This is a genomic window from Nioella sediminis (assembly GCF_001879695.1).
GTDB classification, from domain to species: Bacteria; Pseudomonadota; Alphaproteobacteria; order Rhodobacterales; family Rhodobacteraceae; genus Nioella; species Nioella sediminis.
In genome coordinates this window covers 13,182-33,095 of record NZ_MNBL01000113.1, presented here as the reverse complement: position 1 = coordinate 33,095, position 19,914 = coordinate 13,182, and the positions used below count along the sequence as shown (strand labels likewise).

General features: G+C 64.3%; 21 protein-coding genes and 1 riboswitch. Of the genes, 4 read left to right on the top strand and 17 right to left on the bottom strand.

The features are described from left to right. The 8 genes from BKY26_RS14250 to BKY26_RS14215 form a co-directional block, all read right to left on the bottom strand. A partial coding sequence (locus BKY26_RS14250; protein ID WP_131541878.1) for a hypothetical protein occupies window positions 1-278 on the bottom strand: 278 nt, incomplete at its 3' end. Between the two features lie 77 nt (window positions 279-355). Then, the gene (metK, locus tag BKY26_RS14245; protein ID WP_071691054.1) at window positions 356-1,537 is read right to left on the bottom strand and encodes a methionine adenosyltransferase; all 1,182 of its coding nucleotides are present in this window, start codon (window positions 1,535-1,537) and stop codon (window positions 356-358) included. Between the two features lie 6 nt (window positions 1,538-1,543). Further along, window positions 1,544-1,594: riboswitch (SAM-SAH riboswitch) on the bottom strand. A gap of 34 nt (window positions 1,595-1,628) precedes the next feature. Further along, window positions 1,629-3,146 (bottom strand): apolipoprotein N-acyltransferase, encoded by a 1,518-nt coding sequence (lnt, locus tag BKY26_RS14240; RefSeq protein ID WP_227435045.1) that lies wholly within the window; start codon window positions 3,144-3,146, stop codon window positions 1,629-1,631. Continuing rightward, entirely contained in the window at window positions 3,143-4,030 is an 888-nt protein-coding gene (locus tag BKY26_RS14235; RefSeq protein WP_071691053.1) for a transporter associated domain-containing protein, read from the bottom strand. The genes lnt and BKY26_RS14235 overlap by 4 nt, the downstream gene beginning before the upstream one ends. A gap of 45 nt (window positions 4,031-4,075) precedes the next feature. Continuing rightward, a complete protein-coding gene (gene ybeY / locus BKY26_RS14230; RefSeq protein ID WP_071691058.1) occupies window positions 4,076-4,513 on the bottom strand; it encodes an rRNA maturation RNase YbeY in 438 nt (145 codons plus the stop codon). 174 nt (window positions 4,514-4,687) lie between these two features. Then, on the bottom strand, window positions 4,688-5,701 hold the full coding sequence (locus BKY26_RS14225) for a PhoH family protein (RefSeq protein ID WP_071691052.1): 1,014 nt from the start codon (window positions 5,699-5,701) through the stop codon (window positions 4,688-4,690). Window positions 5,702-5,872: 171 nt separating this feature from the next. Beyond that, window positions 5,873-6,217 (bottom strand): hypothetical protein, encoded by a 345-nt coding sequence (locus tag BKY26_RS14220; RefSeq protein ID WP_245764459.1) that lies wholly within the window; start codon window positions 6,215-6,217, stop codon window positions 5,873-5,875. Window positions 6,218-6,243: 26 nt separating this feature from the next. Then, a complete protein-coding gene (locus BKY26_RS14215) occupies window positions 6,244-6,753 on the bottom strand; it encodes an OmpA family protein (protein WP_425434489.1) in 510 nt (169 codons plus the stop codon). A gap of 512 nt (window positions 6,754-7,265) precedes the next feature. On the opposite strand from BKY26_RS14215, the gene BKY26_RS14210 reads away from it, so the two are divergent. After that, window positions 7,266-7,655, top strand: coding sequence for a hypothetical protein (locus BKY26_RS14210; RefSeq protein WP_071691050.1), 390 nt, complete (start codon window positions 7,266-7,268; stop codon window positions 7,653-7,655). 37 nt (window positions 7,656-7,692) lie between these two features. Here BKY26_RS14210 and miaB read toward each other — a convergent pair whose 3' ends face one another. Further along, complete coding sequence (gene miaB, locus BKY26_RS14205) at window positions 7,693-9,018, bottom strand: tRNA (N6-isopentenyl adenosine(37)-C2)-methylthiotransferase MiaB (protein ID WP_071691049.1); 1,326 nt, start codon at window positions 9,016-9,018, stop codon at window positions 7,693-7,695. Window positions 9,019-9,156: 138 nt separating this feature from the next. On the opposite strand from miaB, the gene BKY26_RS14200 reads away from it, so the two are divergent. Beyond that, on the top strand, window positions 9,157-10,029 hold the full coding sequence (locus BKY26_RS14200) for a hypothetical protein (protein ID WP_071691048.1): 873 nt from the start codon (window positions 9,157-9,159) through the stop codon (window positions 10,027-10,029). On the opposite strand, the gene BKY26_RS14195 is transcribed toward BKY26_RS14200, so the two are convergent. The 7 genes from BKY26_RS14195 to BKY26_RS14165 all read right to left on the bottom strand — a co-directional run bounded on the left by BKY26_RS14195 (window position 10,026) and on the right by BKY26_RS14165 (window position 16,532). Continuing rightward, window positions 10,026-10,631, bottom strand: coding sequence for a 2-hydroxychromene-2-carboxylate isomerase (locus BKY26_RS14195; protein ID WP_071691047.1), 606 nt, complete (start codon window positions 10,629-10,631; stop codon window positions 10,026-10,028). The genes BKY26_RS14200 and BKY26_RS14195 overlap by 4 nt on opposite strands. Before the next feature lie 115 nt (window positions 10,632-10,746). Beyond that, a complete protein-coding gene (locus tag BKY26_RS14190) occupies window positions 10,747-11,205 on the bottom strand; it encodes an Hsp20 family protein (RefSeq protein ID WP_071691046.1) in 459 nt (152 codons plus the stop codon). Window positions 11,206-11,335: 130 nt separating this feature from the next. Next, the gene (locus tag BKY26_RS14185) at window positions 11,336-12,169 is read right to left on the bottom strand and encodes a trypsin-like serine peptidase (protein ID WP_071691045.1); all 834 of its coding nucleotides are present in this window, start codon (window positions 12,167-12,169) and stop codon (window positions 11,336-11,338) included. Between the two features lie 64 nt (window positions 12,170-12,233). After that, window positions 12,234-13,556 (bottom strand): glycolate oxidase subunit GlcF, encoded by a 1,323-nt coding sequence (gene glcF / locus BKY26_RS14180; protein ID WP_071691044.1) that lies wholly within the window; start codon window positions 13,554-13,556, stop codon window positions 12,234-12,236. Between the two features lie 10 nt (window positions 13,557-13,566). Further along, window positions 13,567-13,878 carry a hypothetical protein gene (locus BKY26_RS14175; protein WP_071691043.1) on the bottom strand — a complete coding sequence of 104 codons (312 nt, stop codon included), beginning with the start codon at window positions 13,876-13,878 and terminating at the stop codon, window positions 13,567-13,569. After that, window positions 13,878-15,011, bottom strand: a complete 1,134-nt coding sequence (locus BKY26_RS14170; RefSeq protein ID WP_071691056.1) for an FAD-binding protein — start codon at window positions 15,009-15,011, stop codon at window positions 13,878-13,880. Before BKY26_RS14170 ends, BKY26_RS14175 begins: the two co-directional genes overlap by 1 nt. 81 nt (window positions 15,012-15,092) lie before the next feature. Beyond that, complete coding sequence (locus BKY26_RS14165) at window positions 15,093-16,532, bottom strand: FAD-linked oxidase C-terminal domain-containing protein (RefSeq protein WP_071691042.1); 1,440 nt, start codon at window positions 16,530-16,532, stop codon at window positions 15,093-15,095. A gap of 83 nt (window positions 16,533-16,615) precedes the next feature. Here BKY26_RS14165 and BKY26_RS14160 point away from each other — a divergent pair, with 83 nt between their 5' ends. Together BKY26_RS14160 and BKY26_RS14155 are read left to right on the top strand one after the other, a co-directional pair. Continuing rightward, a complete protein-coding gene (locus BKY26_RS14160; protein ID WP_071691041.1) occupies window positions 16,616-17,323 on the top strand; it encodes a DUF599 domain-containing protein in 708 nt (235 codons plus the stop codon). A gap of 55 nt (window positions 17,324-17,378) precedes the next feature. Next, window positions 17,379-17,729, top strand: a complete 351-nt coding sequence (locus tag BKY26_RS14155) for a hypothetical protein (RefSeq protein WP_071691040.1) — start codon at window positions 17,379-17,381, stop codon at window positions 17,727-17,729. A 117-nt stretch (window positions 17,730-17,846) separates the two neighbouring features. Here the strand turns inward: BKY26_RS14155 and BKY26_RS14150 are convergent, their stop codons facing one another. Further along, a complete protein-coding gene (locus BKY26_RS14150) occupies window positions 17,847-19,913 on the bottom strand; it encodes a hypothetical protein (RefSeq protein ID WP_071691039.1) in 2,067 nt (688 codons plus the stop codon). Between the last annotated feature and the right edge of the window lies 1 nt (window position 19,914).

Below are 19,914 nucleotides of genomic sequence, written 5' to 3'. Positions count from 1 at the left end.
ACCAGCATCGCCAGCGCCGCCCAGACCAGGGCAAACTTCCAGGCTGTGCCGCCGCTTGCCCGTCCGCCCTCGTTGTCCAGATAGCTTTGAGCGAACCACTGGAAGGGTACGATCATCGCCCCGATGGCCCCGCCGATCATGGCACCACGCAGGATCGCCCCGTCAAAGCGAAGCCCCGCGACCTGCACCAGAAGGTAAAAAATGATCGCGATCGTTGCTGCAAAGATCGCGTAGTGCTTTATGAAGTTCAGCGTGTAGGGATGTTTGGCGCTGCCCATCCTGTAAACTCCCAAAAAAAGGAAAACGACGCCCGTTCCGGGGCGTCGCCATTCTTTAGCACAAGTCGCGCGGCCTGTTAAACGGCGGCTTTCAGGGCCTCGACCAGATCGGTCGCTTCCCACGAAAACCCGCCATCGGCCTCGGGCGCGCGTCCGAAATGGCCATATGCCGCCGTGCGCTGGAAGATCGGCTTGTTCAGCCCCAGATGGGTGCGGATGCCGCGCGGGGTCAGGTCCATGCACTGGGCCACGGCCTTCTCGATGGCCGATTCATGCACTTTGCCGGTGCCATGGGTATCCGCGTAGATCGACAGCGGCTTGGCCACGCCAATGGCATAAGAGAGCTGCAGGGTGCAGCGATCGGCCAAACCGGCAGCGACGATGTTCTTGGCGAGGTAGCGCGCCGCATAGGCGGCGGACCGGTCCACCTTGGTCGGGTCCTTGCCGGAAAACGCGCCGCCGCCATGGGGGGCCGCACCGCCATAGGTATCGACGATGATCTTGCGCCCGGTCAGGCCCGCATCCCCATCGGGGCCGCCGATGACGAACTTGCCGGTGGGGTTCACATGCCATTCGGTTGCGGCGGTCAGCCAGCCCGCGGGCAGGGTTTCGCGGATGTAAGGCTCCACGATGGCGCGCACGTCGTCCGAGCTGAGACTTTCATCCAGATGCTGGGTGGACAACACGATGGATGTGACCTCGACCGGCTTGCCATCCTCGTAGCGCACGGAAAGCTGCGACTTGGCGTCGGGGCCGAGCGCCGGTTCCTGCCCCGATTTGCGCACCTCGGCCAGACGCCGCAGGATCGCGTGGGAATACTGGATCGGCGCTGGCATCAGATCGGGCGTTTCATTGGTGGCGAAGCCGAACATGATGCCCTGATCGCCCGCACCTTCGTCCTTGTCCGCCGCCGCATCGACGCCTTGTGCAATATGGGCGGATTGTTCGTGCAGCAGGTTGGTGATCTCCACCGTCTTCCAGTGGAACTTGTCCTGCTCGTAGCCGATGTCGCGAATGCAGTCGCGGGCGATCTCGTCGATGCGCCCCATGTACTCTGTCAGCTTGGACTGATCCGACAGGCCAACCTCGCCGCCGATCACGACGCGATTTGTGGTGGCGAAGGTTTCACAGGCGACCCGCGCCTCTGGCTCTTGGGCGATGAATGCGTCGAGAACCGCATCGGAAATGCGGTCGCAGACCTTATCGGGGTGCCCTTCCGAAACGGATTCGGAAGTGAAAATGTAGTTGTTGCGCGACATGGGAAGTGCTCCGTTACCTGTTATCGCCACCACGCCAGGAAGCCGTTGTGGGGCGGTTATGCAAGCGCCTTACGCGCTTTGCGTGGCGGGATCAATGGCGCTGTCGCCGTTTCGCCAGCATCACGCCGCAAGACAAGCCAAGCAGCAACACCAAGATGGGCCAGTCCCCGGTTCGGGCGTACACCGTGGCAGGCAGCGGCGGCGGCATCCGCAGGTCGAGCGCGCCATGTTCGCCCAAGGGAAGCGCCGCCAGAACCTGCCCGCGCGCGTCGATCACCGCAGAGACGCCGGTATTTGCCGCCCTCAGCAACGGCAGGCCCTGTTCCGCCGCGCGCAGCTGCGCCAGCTCCAGATGCTGGAAGGGGCCGGAGAACTCTCCGAACCACGCGTCATTGGTGATTTGCAGCAGCCAGCCGGGGCGGTCGACCTGCCGGACATAGCCGGGGAAAATCGTCTCGTAGCAGATCATCGGAAAAGCCTGCCCAAGCGGGCCGAGATCCAGCAAAGCCGGGCCACCCCCTGGGGTATAGCCCGCGCCTGCGACCTCGGCCAGGCCGCGCAATCCCATGGCACGGGCCATTCCGGTCAGCGGGATATACTCTCCGAAGGGCACGAGGTGATGCTTGTCATAGGCGGCCGCCAACCCGCCGTCCCGGTCCAGCAGAAACAGCGAATTGCGCACCATTCCGTCCTGCAATCTCTGCCCGCCCACGATCACCCGCGCCGCGCCCGAGGCCTGCCCGATCGCCTCGCGCCATGGCTCGGAATTGCGCAGCAACGCAGGCAACGAGGTTTCCGGCCAGATCACCAGATCGGGCGGCGCATCGAGCTGCGGATCGGCGGCGGTCAGTTCCAGCGAACGGCGGAAGAAGACCGGGATCATCTCGGGCAGCCATTTCAGATGCTGCGGGGCATTGGGCTGGATCAGGCGGATCACGGCAGCGTTTTCATCGGCCGGAGGTGCAGGTGGGATCATCATGCCAAGCCCCAATGCCCCCGCAACCGCGACACCGGGAAGCGCCACAAGCACCGGTCGTGACCAGATCGCCGCAGCCACTCCCGCCGCCAATATCAGGGTCAGCAAGGTCAACCCGTGCGGACCGACCCAGGCCGCAAGCCCCATCAGCGGGCTGCCGATCCAGATATGGCCGGGATGCGCCCAAGGGAAACCGGTGAGGATTGAGGCCCGCAGAAGCTCAGCCGCACTCAGCGCCAAGGGCCAGGCCAGGGCACGCAGCCCCCCCGGTTGCGTGACGCGGACCGCCAATGCCGCAGCCGCCCCCCAGAACAGGGCCAGACCGGCGGACATCAGGATCAGGGCGAAGGGCGCCATCCAGCCATGCCGCCAAGGATCGACGAAAAAGGGTTCGACAATCCAGTGCAGGGACACCGCGAAATAGCCCGTGCCGCCTGCCAGGCCCGTCCAGAATGCCGACCGCGCTGTGCCGACAGGCATCAGGGACAGGGCAAGCCCGGCAAAGCCGATCAGGGACAGGAACGGCAGATCGAAGGGCGCAAGCCCGGTTGCAGCCAGCCCCCCGGCGACCAAGGCAAGCCCGAACCGCTGGCGCTCAGCGCGACCGGACAGCCAGCGGGCAATCCCTGTCACCCGCCATGCCCCTTGGGCAGACGAATCCTCAAACGCTTGATCCGGCGCGGATCGGCATCGACGATTTCGATCTCGGGACCTGCCGGATGGGGAATGACCTCGCCACGGGCCGGCACACGCCCCGACAGGACAAACACCAACCCGCCAAGCGTGTCGATCTCCTCGTCGTCAAGCCCTTCGGTCAGATCGACGCCAACCGCCTCCTCGAACTCGTCCAGCGGTGCCTTGGCCCTGACAAGCCAGCAGCCGGGGGCTTCTTCCGACCAGAGCTTGTCTTCCTCGACGTCATGTTCGTCCTCGATCTCACCGATAACCTGTTCGATCAGGTCCTCCAGTGTCACCAGACCGTCCACACCGCCATATTCGTCGATCACAAGGGCCATGTGAATCCGCTCGGTCTGCATCTTTTGCAGCATCACCCCAATGGGCATGGATGGCGGTGCATAGAGCAGTGGTCGAAGCATCGAACCGAGGTCGATGACCTTGCCGCCGCCATTGAACCCGTAGGTCAGGGCCAGGTCCTTGAGATGAACCAGCCCGATCGGCGTGTCGAGCGTACCCTCATAGACCGGCAGACGGGTATAACCGCTATCGCGGAACACTTTGACAAGATCGGCAAGCGCGATATCGACCGGCACCGCGGTGATTTCCGCACGTGGAACCGCCACGTCATCCAGCCGCATCCGGCGCAGATTGTACACCGAGATCGCCGCATGCGCCGCAGACCCGGCGGCGTGCGCGGGTTGCCCGTTCGTTTCAATGGGTTCGGGGGATTGGGTGTTGCCAAAGAGCCGGGCCAGAAGTCCGGGTCTCTGGTCTGAACTGTCGTCCGTCTCCTGCGCGCCTTGCGCTGCGCTAGAGGAGGACTCGGGGGAGTCGTTCATGGATCCTTTCCAAGGACAATTGCCGGGCCTGAAAACCCGTTGGCCCTAATATGGGTCAGGGATGCCCATGGTTGCAAGGATACGCGTCTCGATTGCCTCCATATGGGCGGCATCGGGGTCATTTATGTGATCAAAACCCAACAGATGCAGGGTCGCGTGGACCAGCAGGTGGCTGACATGGTCCGAAAAGGGCTTTCCCTGGTCCTCGGCTTCGCGCGCACAGGTCTCGTAGGCAATGGCGATGTCGCCCAGTTCGACGGGTGGGCCGTCAGGGTCAGGATCGGGCAGATCCGGGCTGGCCCCGATGGGCAGGTCGATGTCCTCAGACGGCCAGGATAGGACATTGGTGGCAGTTGGCTTGGCGCGAAAATCACCGTTCAATTCGGCAATCCGCGCATCATCGCAGGCCAGGATCGCGATTTCGAAACGCCCTGAATCAAGGCCAAGCTCTGCCAGAGCAGCAGAACAGGCCTGTTGTGCCATGACGTCCACATTCACCGCCTCCCATTCCGGGGCCTCGATGATCACATCCACCAGAGCGGCGCCGGTCACAGCGCGCACCGAACATAAGAATTTTCCAGAAAATTCTTCCAACTCCCAAAAATCTTCAGGAAGATTTTTGCAGCCATCGAAAAATCTTGCATGAAGATTTTTCCCTCATCCGCGTTCCGCCGGATTATCTGCGTCATAGGCTTCGATGATTTTCGCAACCATCGGGTGACGCACCACATCCTTGGCGGTAAAATAGTTGAAGCTGATGCCCTTGACCCCCTCAAGGATACGCTCCGCCTCCCGCAACCCGCTGGTCACGCCGCGCGGCAGGTCGACCTGGCTGCGGTCGCCGGTGATCACCATGCGGCTGCCTTGCCCCAGACGGGTCAGGAACATCTTCATCTGCATTGAAGTGGCGTTCTGCGCCTCATCGAGCACCACATAAGCATTCGACAGAGTCCTCCCGCGCATGAAGGCCAGCGGAGCGATCTCGATCCGCTTTTCCTCGATCAACTTGGCCAGTTGCTTGCCCGGCAGGAAGTCGTTCAGCGCATCGTAAAGCGGCTGCATGTAAGGATCGACCTTGTCCTTCATGTCGCCGGGCAGATAGCCGAGCTTCTCGCCCGCCTCCACCGCCGGGCGGCTCAGGATGATGCGGTCCACATGGCCGTTGATCATCTGGTTCACCGCAACGGCCACGGCCAGATAGGTCTTGCCGGTGCCTGCCGGGCCGATGCCGAAGGCCAGTTCATGCCCATAGAGCGCGCGGACATAATCCTGCTGCGCCTTGGTGCGCGGTTCGACCGTTTTCTTGCGGGTCTTGATTTCCAGATCGCCGGTCTGGAACATCTCCATCTGGTCGCCATCGCGGGTGCCTGTGTCTTCCCCGGAATTGCCGAGCCGGATCACCGCGTCAATATCGCCGGGGTCGATCGACCGACCCGACTCGGCGCGCTGATAGAGCGATTGCAGCGCCTGAGCGGCTTCATCCCGCGCGCCGCCATGGACGGCAAGCGCATTCCCGCGCCGCACGATCTGCACATCCATCAGATGTTCGATCTGCGCGAGATTGCGGTCAAATTCGCCGCAAAGCTCTATCAGAAGTCTGTTTTCAGGGAATTCCAGAACGCGTTCCAGAGAGGCGTCTTCGGGTGGCGGAGGCAGCGTGGTGGTCGCCAATGGGGTCTCCCGCGTCGAGGTTGTGCGTCCAGTGTGGCAACAGAGCCGGACCAACGCAACCACTTGTGTCCCATTCCCCTCAATTTCCCCATATCGTGATGAAATGGCGGGCAGAACGAGATCGGGCGGCACCAATCCGGCACCGCCCTGACCCTTGCTTTCAAAAATCGGTCAGCGCCGGTTCGGCACCCAGTCCCGGATCCCAGCAGCCCCGGCACCGGAATCGCCCACGATAGAGCCCGGAGGCGCGATCGGGGTGCAGACCGGCAGGCCTGTCACCGGATCGCGGCGCGCGTCGATATAGCCTTCCAGCCCGTCATCGACGATCCAGTGGTGGCACCCATCCGGGTCCACCCAGATCCCGGCTTCCAGTTGGGTCAGGCTACCGGCGTCGCGGCCGCGGTCCTGCGCAATGGCGCGGACGGGCGCAGGGTCATTGGTGGGTGACACGCCCTCGATCGACTCGACGCACCCGGCAAGAACCAGGGCCGAGGCCAATAGGGCGATTGGTTTCATCGGTTTCAAAACACTCGTCATCTCGGTCACCTGTAACACACGATTTCAACACGGCGGTTCTGCTGCATGTTCGCAGCGCTGGTGTTCGGCACCCTTGGGCGCCGTTCGCCATAGCCAATTTCGCGGGCCACGCGTGCACCGACCGAGCGGGCCACGGCAGCGACCGACGCTGCGCGACGCTGTGACAGGCCCATGTTGTATTCATCCGAGGCGCGGCTGTCGGTATGGCCGTAGATCGCGTAGGCAAAGGCCCCTGCGGAGGAGAAGAACTGTTCCAGATGCGCCCGGCCCGCCGAGGTCAGCCGAGAGCTGTCGGTGGCGAAAAGCGTATCGGTATTGGCCACGGCGCAGGTGTTCATTTCCATGCAGATCGGCATGCCGTTTTCGGGATTCACCCGGCCGGTCATGTACCCCTCGACCCCGCCATCGGCGACCCAATGCATACAGCCATCGGGATCGATCCAGATGCCTGGCTCAATGCTGCCGGTCACACCGCCGCCGCTTTGGGCAAGGGCCGTACCGGACTGCATCAGCATCGACGAAACAGCCACCGCAGCAGCCAGAATAACGGATCTCAAACCAGGACTTAAAACGCGCATCACCGCGACACCCCCTTGTTACCTTTACACATCCCCGCAGCGTGGCAGCGCATACCGGGAAAAGCCCATTTATTTGTAACAGTTTATCAGCCCGCCCGTGTTTGGGAAGTCCGAAATTTGCCTGTTGGCCGCCCGAACATCGGAAACGTGACCGAATCATCACCCCGGATGCGGGTTGGGTCAATCTGGCAAAACTAGGGCGAAAATGGGTTAACGATGCGGAAAAGAGGCTGTGCTGTTGCGATCCTGAGAACAGTCTTGCCGATGACGGGATACCGTTTCGACGTTTACCCGGTTTTCTCCGGCCTTCTTCACAGACCTTAACGTTTCGTTAAACTCCGTCGCATGAGTGGGAACGGGTGGCCGAACGAGAGCCTCCCGATCCATTTCCCGGCCGAGCAGTGTGTTGGTTCCGCCCGTCAAAGGGCATGTAAAAAGGATTGGGGGAAATGAAAGCTTCACGCAAATCCCTTGCGGCTGTTGCCGCTTTGCTGCTGTCATCGGCGCCTTTGTCGGCCGACGGCTATCACGAACATGGCCACGGCCATTGGCATGGCACGGATGGCCATGCGCATTCCAACCTTCAGGTGCAGCGGATCACCGTCACCATCAGCTGTTTCCGCGGCCCCTGGCAGGACGTGATCTGGGACCGGCCCGAACCGGTCTTTGTCGATAGCCTTGTTGCCGCCGGTTACACCTTCCCCGAGGCGCATGCGATCTCGGAACGGGTGTGCCGCGATATCGACGGGGTGGACGACCCCGGCCACAGCCGGGCGGTGCTGGCGCAGATCTTCCGCGATACGCCGCCGCACAGCTCGCACCGGCATATGCAGAACTGATCGGGCAACGGGTGGCGGGGCACAGCGCCCTGCCGCCTCACTCGGCGATCAGTTCACCCTTGAGAGAATTCGGACCGCTTTCCACGATCTTAACGCGGGCGATCTGACCCATCAGATGCTCAGGCGCCTGAACATGCACGGCATGCAGGTAGTCCGACTTGCCGACCAGCTGACCCTCCAGCCGCCCCGCCTTCTCAAAAAGAACCGAGACCTCGCGCCCCACCATGCTGTCCTGCGCGGCGCGTTGCTGTTCGGTCAGCAGGGCTTGCAGCCGCTGCAAACGATCATCGGCGACCGCCGATTCAACCGGCGCTTTCTCGGCGGCGGGCGTGCCGGGACGGGCGGAATATTTGAAGGAATAGGCCTGCCCGTATCCCACGGTGCGCACCAGATCCATCGTCGCCTCGAAATCCTCCTCGGTCTCGCCGGGGAAGCCGACGATGAAATCGCCGGACAGCAGCAGGTCGGGCCGCGCCGCCCGAATGCGTTCGATCAGCGCCACATACTCCGCCGCCGTGTGCTTGCGATTCATCGCCTTCAGGATGCGGTCCGAGCCCGACTGCACCGGCAGGTGCAGGTAGGGCATCAGCTTCTCGCAATCGCCATGGGCGGCGATCAGGTCGTCTTCCATGTCATTAGGATGCGAGGTGGTGAAGCGGATGCGGTCCAGCCCGTCGATTGTCGCCAGTTCCCGGATCAACCGCGCCAACCCCCATTCACCATCCGGGCCTTCCCCATGATAGGCGTTCACGTTCTGGCCCAGAAGGGTGATCTCGCGCACCCCGCGTTCCACCAGTTCCCCGGCCTCGCGCAACAGGCGCTCCGCCGGGCGGCTCACCTCTGCCCCGCGCGTGTAGGGCACAACGCAGAAGGCGCAAAACTTGTCGCAGCCTTCCTGCACGGTCAGAAACGCCGTCGGCCCGCGCTTGGGTTTGCGCGCCTTGGGCAGGTGCAGGAACTTGTCCTCTTCCGGGAAATCGGTGTCGAGCGCCTTCTCGCCCCCCTCCACCGCGCGGGCCATGGCGGGCAGCCGGTGATAGGTCTGCGGCCCGACGACCAGATCGACCATTGGCTGACGGCGCATGATCTCTTCGCCCTCGGCCTGCGCCACGCAGCCCGCCACGCCGATCTTGAGGTCGGGATTGGCCTCGCGCAGGGGCTTCATCCGGCCAAGCTCTGAATACACCTTTTCAGCGGCCTTCTCGCGGATATGGCAGGTGTTCAGCAGGATCATGTCCGCCTCTTCCGCCGTGCCCACCTGCACATAGCCCTCCGACCCGAGCGCCTCTGCCATCCGTTCGGAATCGTAGACGTTCATCTGGCAGCCATAGGTCTTGACGAACAGCTTCTTGGGCGCGGACATGGGGCGGGCTCCTGTCGGGTTTCAGGCCGCGTGTAGCGCAAGCGCCGCGCTGCTTCAATGCGGGTGGCGAGAGGCGTTTGCAAAATCGCAACCCCGAGGGCAGAGTATGCGCGGGCAGCAAGAACCGGAAACCGGCAGATGAACCATCCGTCCCTCGACCACTTCAGAAGCCAAGCGACGCGGCCCCCCCTCGGCAAGGGGCCTTTCGCCATGGTCATTGCAGAGGATGCGACCGAGCTTGCCTCGACGCTCGATCACCTGACGCATCTGGGGTTTCGCCGCATCTTCCTGCTGCTGCCAAAGGATGTGGACCTGCCCGATTCCCTCGCCGATCCCGACATCATCGACACGATCCGCCATCCCACGCGCCAGCCGGGCACCGTGCAGGCCGCCGTCAACACCCTGATCAGGCTGGTGCCGGGGGAATGGATTCACTACTGTTTCAACGCTGAATACCTGTTCTTCCCCTTCTGCGAACAGCGCCGGGTGGGCGAGGCTTTGGCCTTCGTGATGGAAGAACGTCGCAATTCGGTTCTGGGCTATGTGGTCGATCTGTATGCAGAGGATCTGACCCACTGTCCCAATGCGGTGTCGCTGGAAAGCGCGCATCTGGACAGTTCCGGCTACTACGCCGAAACCCGCCGCAACGCCGATGACGATGTGCTGGACCGGCAGCTCAATTTCTACGGGGGTCTGCGCTGGCGGTTCGAGGAACATGTGCCCGAAGCCAAGCGCCGCATCGACAGGCCCGCGCTGTTCCAGGCGGTCGAGGGGCTGACCCTGCGCGAGGACAACACGCTGTCCATCGAGGAAATGAACACCTATTCCTGTCCCTGGCACCATTCCATGTCCGCCGCGATCTGTTCCTTCCGGGTCGCCAAGGCCCTGCGCACCAACCCCGGATCGCGCCATGACGTGGACAGTTTCCGCTGGCACAAATCGACCCGCTTCTACTGGTCGTCGCGGCAGCTGATGGAACTGGGGCTGATGGAACCGGGACAGTGGTTCTAGGGGGGACAAAACTTCCCGAACTTGGCCCATGCAATCGCGTCTTCCAATCTGTCGTCACCCCAAAACACCTCGCCACCGACGACAAAGCTCGGGGACCCGAAGACGCCGATTTCCATGGCCTCTAAAGTTTCCGCTTGCAGACTATCCACGATCCGGGCCGATTGCGCAGCCGTCAATACTCGCTCCGGATCCTGCCCGATCTCGGAAAGGCATTCAGACAGATTTGGTTCCTCGCCCGCAGGCTGACCCGCCTCGAACCAGTGCCGATACGTGGCTTGCGCATAATCCTCGCCCCAGCCCTCTTCGGCCCCGAGAAAAGCGACCTGATTAGCCAGAACCAGACCGGGCAGCGGATAGGGCGCGGGCAGATTGGGGTGCAACCCATATTTCGGCGCACGGCGCTCGATATCACGCCACATATAGGCAGTCTTCACCGGCTTATCCTTGAAGGGGATGTTGTTCTGTTCAACCATCACATGGCGCACGTTGAAAGGCCGCCAGCGAATATCGACCCCTTCCTTGCGGGCCATCTCGGGCAAGCGCAAAATCGTCAGATAGCTGTAGGTGCTTCCGATTGAATACCAGAAATCAATAGACCTCATCGTTTCCCTCTGCCTTACGAACGTGCAGGAAGCTTAACTCAATCGGGACGAAACTCAAAAAAAAGCGCGGCCCCGAAGGACCGCGCAAAGTTCAACGAAGGGATTGCCTGACTGGTCAGTCGGTCTCAGCCTCCAGCGCCGGAACCCCAGCGTCAGAGGTGATCTCGATGCGGCGCGGTTTCAGCGCCTCGGGCACTTCGCGCACAAGGTCGATATGCAGCATGCCGTTTTCATGGGTCGCGGCGGTGACCTTGACGTGATCGGCCAACGTAAAGCGTTTCTCGAAGGCGCGGGTGGCGATGCCGCGATGCAGATAGGTGCGCGCGGTCTCGTCCTTTTCCTTGCGGGCCGAAATCACCAGCGCATTCTCGCGCTGTTCGACATTCAGCTCATCGCCGGTAAAGCCCGCAACGGCGACAGAGATGCGATAGGCATTCTCGCCCGTCTTCTCGATATTGTAGGGCGGATAGGTATTGGAGCCGACATCCTGCGTCATTACGCGGTCGAGCATGTCCGCAACGCGGTCAAAGCCGACGGAGGCACGGAAAAGCGGCGAAAAATCCTGGGTTCTCATATGGGTCATCCTCTTCTCTTGAGCGATACCTGGTTTTGTGGACGGTCTGATAAGACCCGTCCGGGTGACACATCCGGCCCCTGTTGCGGGCACCGGACACCATACGATCTGGGATGCGATCCGCCGCGCTTCAAGGGGTCACGCGGATGAAACGCGCGCCCAGTTCATCCTGGCCGTTATTGCCCATGGTCAGGGTGCGCAGACGCGGCGCCTCGCGCGCGAACACGTCATCGGTGCGGTCCATCAGGTCCAGCAGCGGCGCCAGCCCGCCCTGCAGATCCGCCGCCAGAGCAACAGGATCGTCGCGCCAATGCGCCATGGCCGACACGACCGACACAACGCCGGGATGTCCGCCGGTCGACACGAAGACCGGCGACCCGGACGAGCCGGGCACCACATGGCAGCTCAGCACCTGCATCCGGCCATCGCCGGTTTCCACCGCACAGCCGTTTTCCAGCGACGCATGATCCTCTCGATCCCGCCCGTAGGACACGACCTGCACCAGATCGCCCACTGTCGCCCGCCCGCGCGCCGGGATCGGCACCACCTGATTGGAAGGGATCGCCCGGTCCAGTTCCAACAGCGCGATATCGGTGCGCACCCGGTCCAGATCGTCGGGCAGATCGAAGGCGTAACCCGGATGCATCACCACCCGCCGCACCCCGCGCAGCGCCACAGGCTGGCCATTGCGAAGCCCCGCGCCAAAGCGGAACCCGGCCTGGGGCAGCGGCTGTCCCGTGGAGGCATCAAACAGGCAATGCGCCGCCGTCAGCACCAGATCGGCGGCAATCAGCGTGCCGGTGCAGAACCCCGTTCCGGTGTCGAACCGCCCCACGGCCAGCCATTGCCGGTCCAGCCCGTCGCCCGTCACCTCCTGCAAGGGCGGCCCGTCCGGCGCGATGGTCGGCAGGCTCTGCGCGGTGGCCGCGCAGGTCATCAGCAGAAAGGCCAGAATGGCGCGCATCGGCAAATCCCCGGTGAATGATCCGGCGCAGGATGCCACCCGACTGGGGCAGAAATTTGACCCCTCAGCGCAGGATCGGCACCGGTATTTCGCGCTTGCCTTCCTCATCCAGCGCCGGTGGACGCGGCCCGCCGGTGGCCCAATCGAGCAGCTCGACCGTATGGACAATCGGCACCTCGGTGCCCGATCCGATCTGCATCATGCAGCCGATATTGCCCGCCGCGATGATATCGGGGGATTTCGCCTCCAGCGTGCGGATCTTGCGGTCCTTCAGCTTGCCCGAAATCTCTGGCTGCAGCAGGTTGTAGGTGCCCGCCGAACCGCAGCACAGATGCGGGTCCGCAGGCTCCACCACCTTGTAGCCCGCCCGCTTCAGCAGGTCCTTGGGGAAGGTCTTGATCTGCTGCCCATGCTGCAGCGAACAGGCCGCGTGATAGGCCACGGTCAGCCCCTTCTCGGCCCCCTCCGGCAGGTCGAGCTGCATCAGCAGTTCCGAGACATCCATCGCGATCCCCGCCACCGCTGCCGCGTCCTTTGCCAGCGGATCGTTGCGGAACATATGCCCGTAATCCTTGACCGTCGTTCCACAACCGCTCGTGTTGATCACGATGGCATCGAGCCCCGCGCCCGCCATCTCGGCCCGCCACGCGCGGATGTTCTTCGCCGCCGAGGCATGGCTCTCGCTTTCCTTGCCCATGTGATGGGTCAGCGCCCCGCAGCAGCCCTGCCCCTGCGGAATGACCACCTCGCAGCCCAAGCGGCGCAGAAGCCGGATGGTCGCGTCGTTGATATCGGTATTCAGCGCCTTCTGCGCGCACCCCGTCATCAACGCCACCCGCTTTTTCCGTTCGCCAATCGCGGGAAACACCTGCGGATCGTCATTGCGGCTGACAGGCGGGATCTGCTTCGGCGCCATGGCCAGCATCGCCTTCAGCCGCGCATCGGGCATCAGGAAGGCAAAGGGCCGCCCGATCTTGGCACCAAGCAGCGCCAGCCGGAAGCGCCCGGGGTATGGGATGATCTTCGCCAGCGTCCAGCGCAGCAGCCGGTCCATCAGGGGTCGCTTGTAGGTCTTCTCGATATGCGCCCGCGCATGGTCGACCAGATGCATGTAATGCACCCCCGAGGGGCAAGTCGTCATGCAGGCAAGGCAGGACAGGCAGCGGTCGATATGCTTGACGGTCTTCTCATCCGCAGGCCGCCCGCTTTCGAGCATATCTTTTATAAGATAGATGCGCCCGCGCGGGCTATCGAGTTCATCGCCCAGAACCTGATAGGTCGGGCAGGTCGCGGTGCAAAACCCGCAATGCACGCAGGCGCGCAGGATCTCGTTCGACCGGGCGATCCCGGGGTCCTGCAACTGCTCATCGGTGAAAAACGTCTGCATCCCCGCCCCCTCAGAACCAGAATATCGTAGGCACCAGCATCGCCACGCCATAGCCCAACCAGCGCGGCCCCCACTGCGTCGCAGCCGCCCCGAGACAGCCGCCCGCCAGGCCGATCAAAACAACCAGGACCATGATCACGCCGCCATCGTGCATCAGGCTGACCGATGGGGTCCGCACCACCGCGTAGATCCCGAAAAAGAGCACCGAGAGCGCCAGTGCCACGCCAGTCCGCACCGCGCGCGGGCGCGCAACCCCCAGCCTTTCCCCGAGGAAACAGGTGATCAGGCCGATCACGCTCGGCAGGAACAACAGCCCGATCATCAGCCGTCGCCCCCCATGAGCCCGGGGTTCAGGATACCCCTTGGATCGAACTGCCGCCGCAACCCTTCGGTCAAGGCCGCCACCGGCGCGGGTTCGTACTGAAACACCGGCAGACGCGCCCGCGTCTCCTCGCTGGCCCGGATCAGCGTCGCGTGGCCCGCGAAATCGCCCAGCTTTGCCCGCAGGTCCATGCCGTCGGGCACCAGTGCCCAGATCAGCCCGCCGCCCCAGTCGAACAGCACATCCCCCCCGGCGCGCGCCGCGATCCCGGGCCCGTCCGAGGGCTTCACCGACACACGCCAGACATCGCCCGCGCGCCCGTGGAACGGCTCCACATCGCGCACCCAGCGCCAGCCCGCCTGCACCCGGTCCGGGTCCGTTTCCACCGAAATTTCCCCGAACCCTGCCAGCAGCTCCCGCAGCCTGCCCGCCCGATAGGCGACGCTGTCGGCAAAGCCCTCCAGCCGCAGCATCGTCACCGGATGCCCGTCCACCCCCGCAGGCGTATGCGCGGCACCCGAGACCTCGAAGGGCGAACCGAGCGCCCTCGACATCGCCGCCACCGCATCCGAATTGGACATGCCGTTGATCAACACGCAGGCCCGCGTCTCCACCCCCGGCAGCACCTTGAACGCCACCTCGCTCAGCACCCCGAGCGTGCCGTAGCTGCCCGCCATCAGCTTCACCAGGTCATAGCCGGTGACATTCTTCATCACCCGCCCGCCGTTCTTCACCACCGCCCCGCGCCCGTCGACGAAACGCACACCAATGAGCGAATCCCGGCACGCCCCCGCCTGGATGCGCCGCGGACCCGACACGTTCGCCGCGACCACGCCCCCGATCGTCGGCTCCCCGCTGGTCCCAAGCAACCCGCGCATATCCATCGGCTCAAACGGCAATCGCTGGTTTTCCGCCGCCAGCGCCGCCTCGACCTCCGCCAAGGGCGTGCCCGCCTTCGCAACGATGGTCAGCGCGCCGGGCTCATAAAGCTCGATCCCCGCCAACGCCGCGACCGACAGAACCTCGCCCGTCACCGGCCGCCCCAAGGGCCGCGTGCCACCTCCAACGATCCGCAAGGGCCCCTCGGCCCCGGCCACCGCCTCGCTCAGCTCTTGTTCATCGACGGGGCTCAGCATGAAACGCGCCCTTCCTTCTTCTTGGCAGAAATACTCCAGGGGGGTGCGGGGGGAGGATCCCCCCGCGGATCGACGCCGTCAGGCGGCGAAACTCCTGTGCGCCTCGGAGACCGACAGCGGAAACACCTTGGCCGGGTTCAACAGCCACTTCGGGTCGAACACATCCTTCACCCGCATCTGCGCCTCCATATCCGGACCGGTGAATTGCGCCCCCATCAGGTCGCGCTTCTCGATCCCCACGCCATGCTCGCCGGTCAGGCAGCCGCCCACCTCAACGCAAAGCTTCAGGATATCCGCCCCGAAGGCCTCGCATTTTTCCAGGTCGCCCGGCTTGTTGGCGTCAAACAGAATGAGAGGATGCATGTTGCCATCCCCCGCATGGAACACATTGCCCACGTCAAGCCCGTAGTCCTTCGACATCTCCCCGATCCGGCGCAGCACCAGCGGCAGGGCGCTGACCGGGATCGTCCCGTCAAGGCACATGTAATCGTTGATCTGCCCCATGGCCCCGAAGGCCGACTTGCGCCCCAGCCAGATCCGCCCGCTTTCCTCGGCCGACCGGCTCTCGCGCAGCTCCACCGGGTTATGCTTGCGCGCGATCTGGGTGATGACGCCCAATTGCGCGTCGATCTCCGCGTCCGATCCTTCGACTTCGACGATCAGCAGCGCCTCGCAATCGGGGTAGCCCGCGCCCGCAAATGCCTCGGTCGCGCGGATGCAGGGCCGGTCCATGAACTCGATCGCGACCGGCAGCACCCCCGCCTTGATGATGTCGGACACGCATTGCCCCGCCACTTCGTTGCTGTCATAGCCGATCAGCACGGGCCGCGCGCCTTCGGGCTTGGGCAGGATGCGCAGGGTGGCCTCGGTCACGACGCCAAGCTGCCCCTCCGACCCGCAAATCAGCCCCAAAAGATCGAGCCCCCCCGCATCCAGATGCGCGCCGCCGATCTCGACCACCGTGCCATCCATCAGCACCATGGTCACGCCCAGAAGGTTGTTCGTCGTCACCCCGTATTTCAGGCAATGCGCGCCGCCCGAATTCATCGCGATATTGCCCGCGATGGCGCAGGCCAGCTGCGACGAGGGGTCAGGAGCATAGAAGAAATCCTCTTCCTCCACCGCCCCGGTGACGCTCAGATTGGTGCGCCCCGTCTGCACCCGGATGAACCGGTTGTCATAGTCGGTTTCCAGCACCGCGTTCATGCGTGCGACACCCAGGATCACGCTGTCTGCCGTCGGCAGCGCCCCACCGGCTAGCGACGTGCCCGCCCCGCGCGGCACCACCGGCACACCTTCGTCATGGCAGATCTTCAGCACCGCCGCGACCTCCGCCGTCGTAGAGGGCAGGACCGCCGCCAAAGGCGGGCAGCGATAGGCGGTCAGGGCATCGCATTCATAGGCGCGGGTCTCTGCCGGGTCGTCGATCACCGCATCCGGCGGCAGGACCGCCCGCAAACGCGCCACGATCCGGGCCTTGCCCGACAGGACCGACGGATTGGGAACTGGCATCTCCATGGCGAACCTCGCTTGCTTTGGTAAATAAATATAACCAATTTACCCCTGTGGCAATAGATAGTGCTCAGATATAGGCTTTCAGCATGCGCTTTCTTGACCAGCTTGCCCTTTTCACCCCACTCGATGCGCTTGCCGTGGCGCTGATCTTCACTCTTTGGCTGGTGCTTGGCCGGGTGATCGAATCCGAGCGGCTCAAACGCCCGTCGGTCACGATCCTGATGATCGAGTACCGCCGCGACTGGATGCGCGAGATGGTCACCCGCGAGCCGCGCATCTTCGATGCGGCGATCCTGTCGAGCCTCAGGCAAGGCACCAATTTCCTCGCCTCCGCCTCGATGATCGCGCTTGGCGGGCTGCTGGCGCTCATTGGCAATGCCGACCGGCTGCTTGGCGTGGCCGAGGACCTGACCCTGGGCGGCACACCGACCCTGGTGGTCGAGGTCAAGCTGATGGCGACCGGCATCTTCCTGCTCTATGCCTTCCTCAAATTCGTCTGGTCGAACCGGCTCTTCGGGTATTGCGCGGTGCTGATGGCCGCCGTTCCAAACGATCCCGAAGACCCACGCACCCTGCCCCGCGCCATGCAGGCGGCCGAGGTCAATATCCGCGCTGCGTTCAACTTCAACCGCGGCCTGCGCGCGCTCTATTTCTCGCTCGGATCGCTGGCCTGGCTGCTTGGCCCGGCGGCGCTGATCGCGGGCACGGCGGTGGTCGGCTACATGATCTGGTCGCGCGAATTCGCCTCCCATTCCCGGCGCATCCTGTTGCCCCCCGCTCAGGCTGATCGCTGAGCCCTCGCGCAGATGTCATGTGACAGGAAGGCCGCTCCGGTGGCAGGCTCCGGCCATGCTCCGTCCTGCCGCCACCCTGCTGCTGCTCGCCAGCCCCGCCCTCGCCGATCCCGCCCGGATTATCAGGGCCGAGGCCGAGCAGGCCAGCACCGGCTGGCGCTTCGAGGTGACGCTGGAGCATGGCGATACCGGCTGGGACGACTACGCCGATGGCTGGCGGGTGGAACTGCCGGATGGCACCATACTGGGCACCCGCGTCCTGACACATCCCCATGTGACCGAGCAGCCCTTCACCCGGTCCCTGTCCGGTGTCGCGGTACCGGAGGGCACGGGTACCGTCCAGATCCGCGCCCGCACCAGCCAGACCGGATGGGGGGAAGAAACCTTCCCGCTCCCCCTGAACTGACCGCCCTTTCATCTTGGCAAAAATACCTCGGGGGAGTCGCCGCAGGCGACGGGGGCAGAGCCCCCCGCGATTTTTCCAAAAATCGCCCCTGGTCGACGGGCCGAAGGCGCGGCGAAACTACCGCCGTCCCTCGCGCAGCCACGCCGCCAGCATCAGTCCCGCCGCGATCAGCAGGAACAGCCAGCCGGCAATCAGCGGCGTCACCGTGATATCGGTGGTCAGGTAGGCCCCGCGCGGGGTCAGGCCGATCCAGCCGCGCCCCGCCGCGTTCCGCCCCTCGGACACGAGCCGCACATCCGGCACGCCCCCTTCCAACCGCAGCACCCCGCCGCGCATCGCACCCGCTAACGGCTCTACCGCCTCACCATTGGCCAGCGTCTCCTCGAACTCACGCGGGGCAGCGGGGCCAAGCGCGATGACCGCCTCTTCCTCGCCCTCGCGCAACCGGTAAAGCCCGGTTTCCGGTCCCGTCACTTCGCCCGTGAACCGGCCCGGCGCGGTTTCGTCCAATATTAGCTCATGCTCCGACCCGTCCGGGTAGGTCACCGTCACCGACCCGACCGCATCGCCCAGGGTCTGGCGGGTGACGAAGATCACCTGCCCGTCGGCCTCGGCCCGCAGCGCCTCTTCCTCCAGCTCGGGCTCGCCCATCATCCAATGCGCCAGCCGCCTGAGCAGTTCAAGCTGCGGCCCGCCACCTTCATAACCGCGATCCCACAGCCAGGCGTGATCCGAGGCCAGCAGCGCCACGCGCCCCTCGGCCACCCGGTCGAGCATCAGCAAGGGTCGCTCACCCGCCCCGGTCATCACCGTCTGACCGCCACCCTCGATCAGCTCGATCTGCCGCAGCCAGCGGCCCCAGGGCGCGTCGCTGTCGGGCAGGGGCGTATGCTCATCGCTCAGCCCCCGCGTCACCGGATGCCGTTCGCCAAGGGCGGACACCACCGGCAGATAGGGCTGTTCCACCACCTGCGCCGTGGGGCGGCCCGGCATGATATCGGCCAAAGGCGTTCGGTAGAGCGAGGCGGCAGAGGCAAATTCCGGCCCCGTCGCCATCAGCAGCGCCCCGCCCCGTTCCACGTATTGGCGGACATTGTCGAGATAGACCATCGGCAGGATTCCCCGCCGTTCGTATCGGTCGAAGATCACCAGGTCGAACTCGTCGATGGTTTCCAGAAACAGCTCCCGCGTGGGGAAGGCGATGAGGCTCAGTTCCGTGACCGGCACGCCATCGTTGCGATCGGGCGGGCGCAGGATGGTGAAATGCACAAGGTCCACCGCCGGATCGGATTTCAGCAGGTTGCGCCAGGTCCGTTGCCCCGGATGCGGCTGGCCGGAGACCAGCAGAACCCGAAGCCGGTCGCGCACGCCGTTGATCTGCACCACGGCGGCATTGTTGCGGTCGGTCAGCTCGCCCGGCGCTTCCGGCAGTTCGAACTGGATCACGTTCATGCCCGCATGCGGCAGCACCAGCGGCAGCTCCATATCCTGGCCAATGGGCACCATGAAGCTGCGCGGCGCGTCCCCGTCGATGGAAATCCGCAGCTCTGCCCGCGCCGGCAGGTCACCGGGCACCGCGCCCTCATCCTCGACGCGCAGGGTCATGACAAACTCTTCGTCCAGAATGGCGAAGGAGGGTGCGTTGCGGATGATCAGCCGCCGGTCCCAATCCGTCGCTTCCCCGGTGATCAGCGCATGCAGCGGCGCGGGCAGGTCGGGGGCCAGGTCGAGGTCATGGATGCGCCCGTCGGTGACCAGAATGGCCCCGGCAATGCGCGCGCGCGGCTCTTCGGCCAGCAGTTCCGACAGCGCCGCCATGACCAGCGTGCCCTGATTGTCTTCGGCATCCGCAACCCGCGCCTCGCGCAGCTCCATCCCCAGACCCGCCACCTCTCGGCGGATCTCGGCAATCGCCTCTTCACTTTGTCCCGGACGGTCGGAAATGCGTTGCGAGGCGCTTTCGTCGATCACCAGCAGCACGATATCGCTCAGCGGCTCCCGCTCTTCGTTTTGCAGCGCCGGGTTGGCCAGCGCCACCAGCAGCGCCAGCCCCGCCAACCCGCGCAGCCACCAGCCGGGCAAGCCCCGCCAGACCTGCAACGCGAGCAATGCCAGCACAGCCCCCGCCAACCCCCAGATGAGGGGCCAGGACAGCAACGGGTCAAAGAGAATGGATCCGGTCATG

What these genes read in the sequence shown, in the direction of transcription:
- BKY26_RS14200 (WP_071691048.1), top strand. Translation starts at nt 9,157, where the DNA reads ATGAACCATCCGTCCCTCGACCACTTCAGAAGCCAAGCGACGCGGCCC.
- BKY26_RS14175 (WP_071691043.1), bottom strand. Translation starts at nt 13,878, where the DNA reads ATGATCGGGCTGTTGTTCCTGCCGAGCGTGATCGGCCTGATCACCTGT.
- BKY26_RS14150 (WP_071691039.1), bottom strand. Translation starts at nt 19,913, where the DNA reads ATGACCGGATCCATTCTCTTTGACCCGTTGCTGTCCTGGCCCCTCATC.
- metK (WP_071691054.1), bottom strand. Translation starts at nt 1,537, where the DNA reads ATGTCGCGCAACAACTACATTTTCACTTCCGAATCCGTTTCGGAAGGG.
- BKY26_RS14185 (WP_071691045.1), bottom strand. Translation starts at nt 12,169, where the DNA reads ATGCGCGCCATTCTGGCCTTTCTGCTGATGACCTGCGCGGCCACCGCG.
- miaB (WP_071691049.1), bottom strand. Translation starts at nt 9,018, where the DNA reads ATGTCCGCGCCCAAGAAGCTGTTCGTCAAGACCTATGGCTGCCAGATG.
- ybeY (WP_071691058.1), bottom strand. Translation starts at nt 4,513, where the DNA reads ATGGCACAACAGGCCTGTTCTGCTGCTCTGGCAGAGCTTGGCCTTGAT.
- BKY26_RS14215 (WP_425434489.1), bottom strand. Translation starts at nt 6,753, where the DNA reads ATGCTGATGCAGTCCGGTACGGCCCTTGCCCAAAGCGGCGGCGGTGTG.
- BKY26_RS14165 (WP_071691042.1), bottom strand. Translation starts at nt 16,532, where the DNA reads ATGGAGATGCCAGTTCCCAATCCGTCGGTCCTGTCGGGCAAGGCCCGG.
- BKY26_RS14235 (WP_071691053.1), bottom strand. Translation starts at nt 4,030, where the DNA reads ATGAACGACTCCCCCGAGTCCTCCTCTAGCGCAGCGCAAGGCGCGCAG.
- BKY26_RS14195 (WP_071691047.1), bottom strand. Translation starts at nt 10,631, where the DNA reads ATGAGGTCTATTGATTTCTGGTATTCAATCGGAAGCACCTACAGCTAT.
- BKY26_RS14155 (WP_071691040.1), top strand. Translation starts at nt 17,379, where the DNA reads ATGCTCCGTCCTGCCGCCACCCTGCTGCTGCTCGCCAGCCCCGCCCTC.
- BKY26_RS14190 (WP_071691046.1), bottom strand. Translation starts at nt 11,205, where the DNA reads ATGAGAACCCAGGATTTTTCGCCGCTTTTCCGTGCCTCCGTCGGCTTT.
- BKY26_RS14220 (WP_245764459.1), bottom strand. Translation starts at nt 6,217, where the DNA reads ATGAAACCAATCGCCCTATTGGCCTCGGCCCTGGTTCTTGCCGGGTGC.
- glcF (WP_071691044.1), bottom strand. Translation starts at nt 13,556, where the DNA reads ATGCAGACGTTTTTCACCGATGAGCAGTTGCAGGACCCCGGGATCGCC.
- BKY26_RS14160 (WP_071691041.1), top strand. Translation starts at nt 16,616, where the DNA reads ATGCGCTTTCTTGACCAGCTTGCCCTTTTCACCCCACTCGATGCGCTT.
- BKY26_RS14210 (WP_071691050.1), top strand. Translation starts at nt 7,266, where the DNA reads ATGAAAGCTTCACGCAAATCCCTTGCGGCTGTTGCCGCTTTGCTGCTG.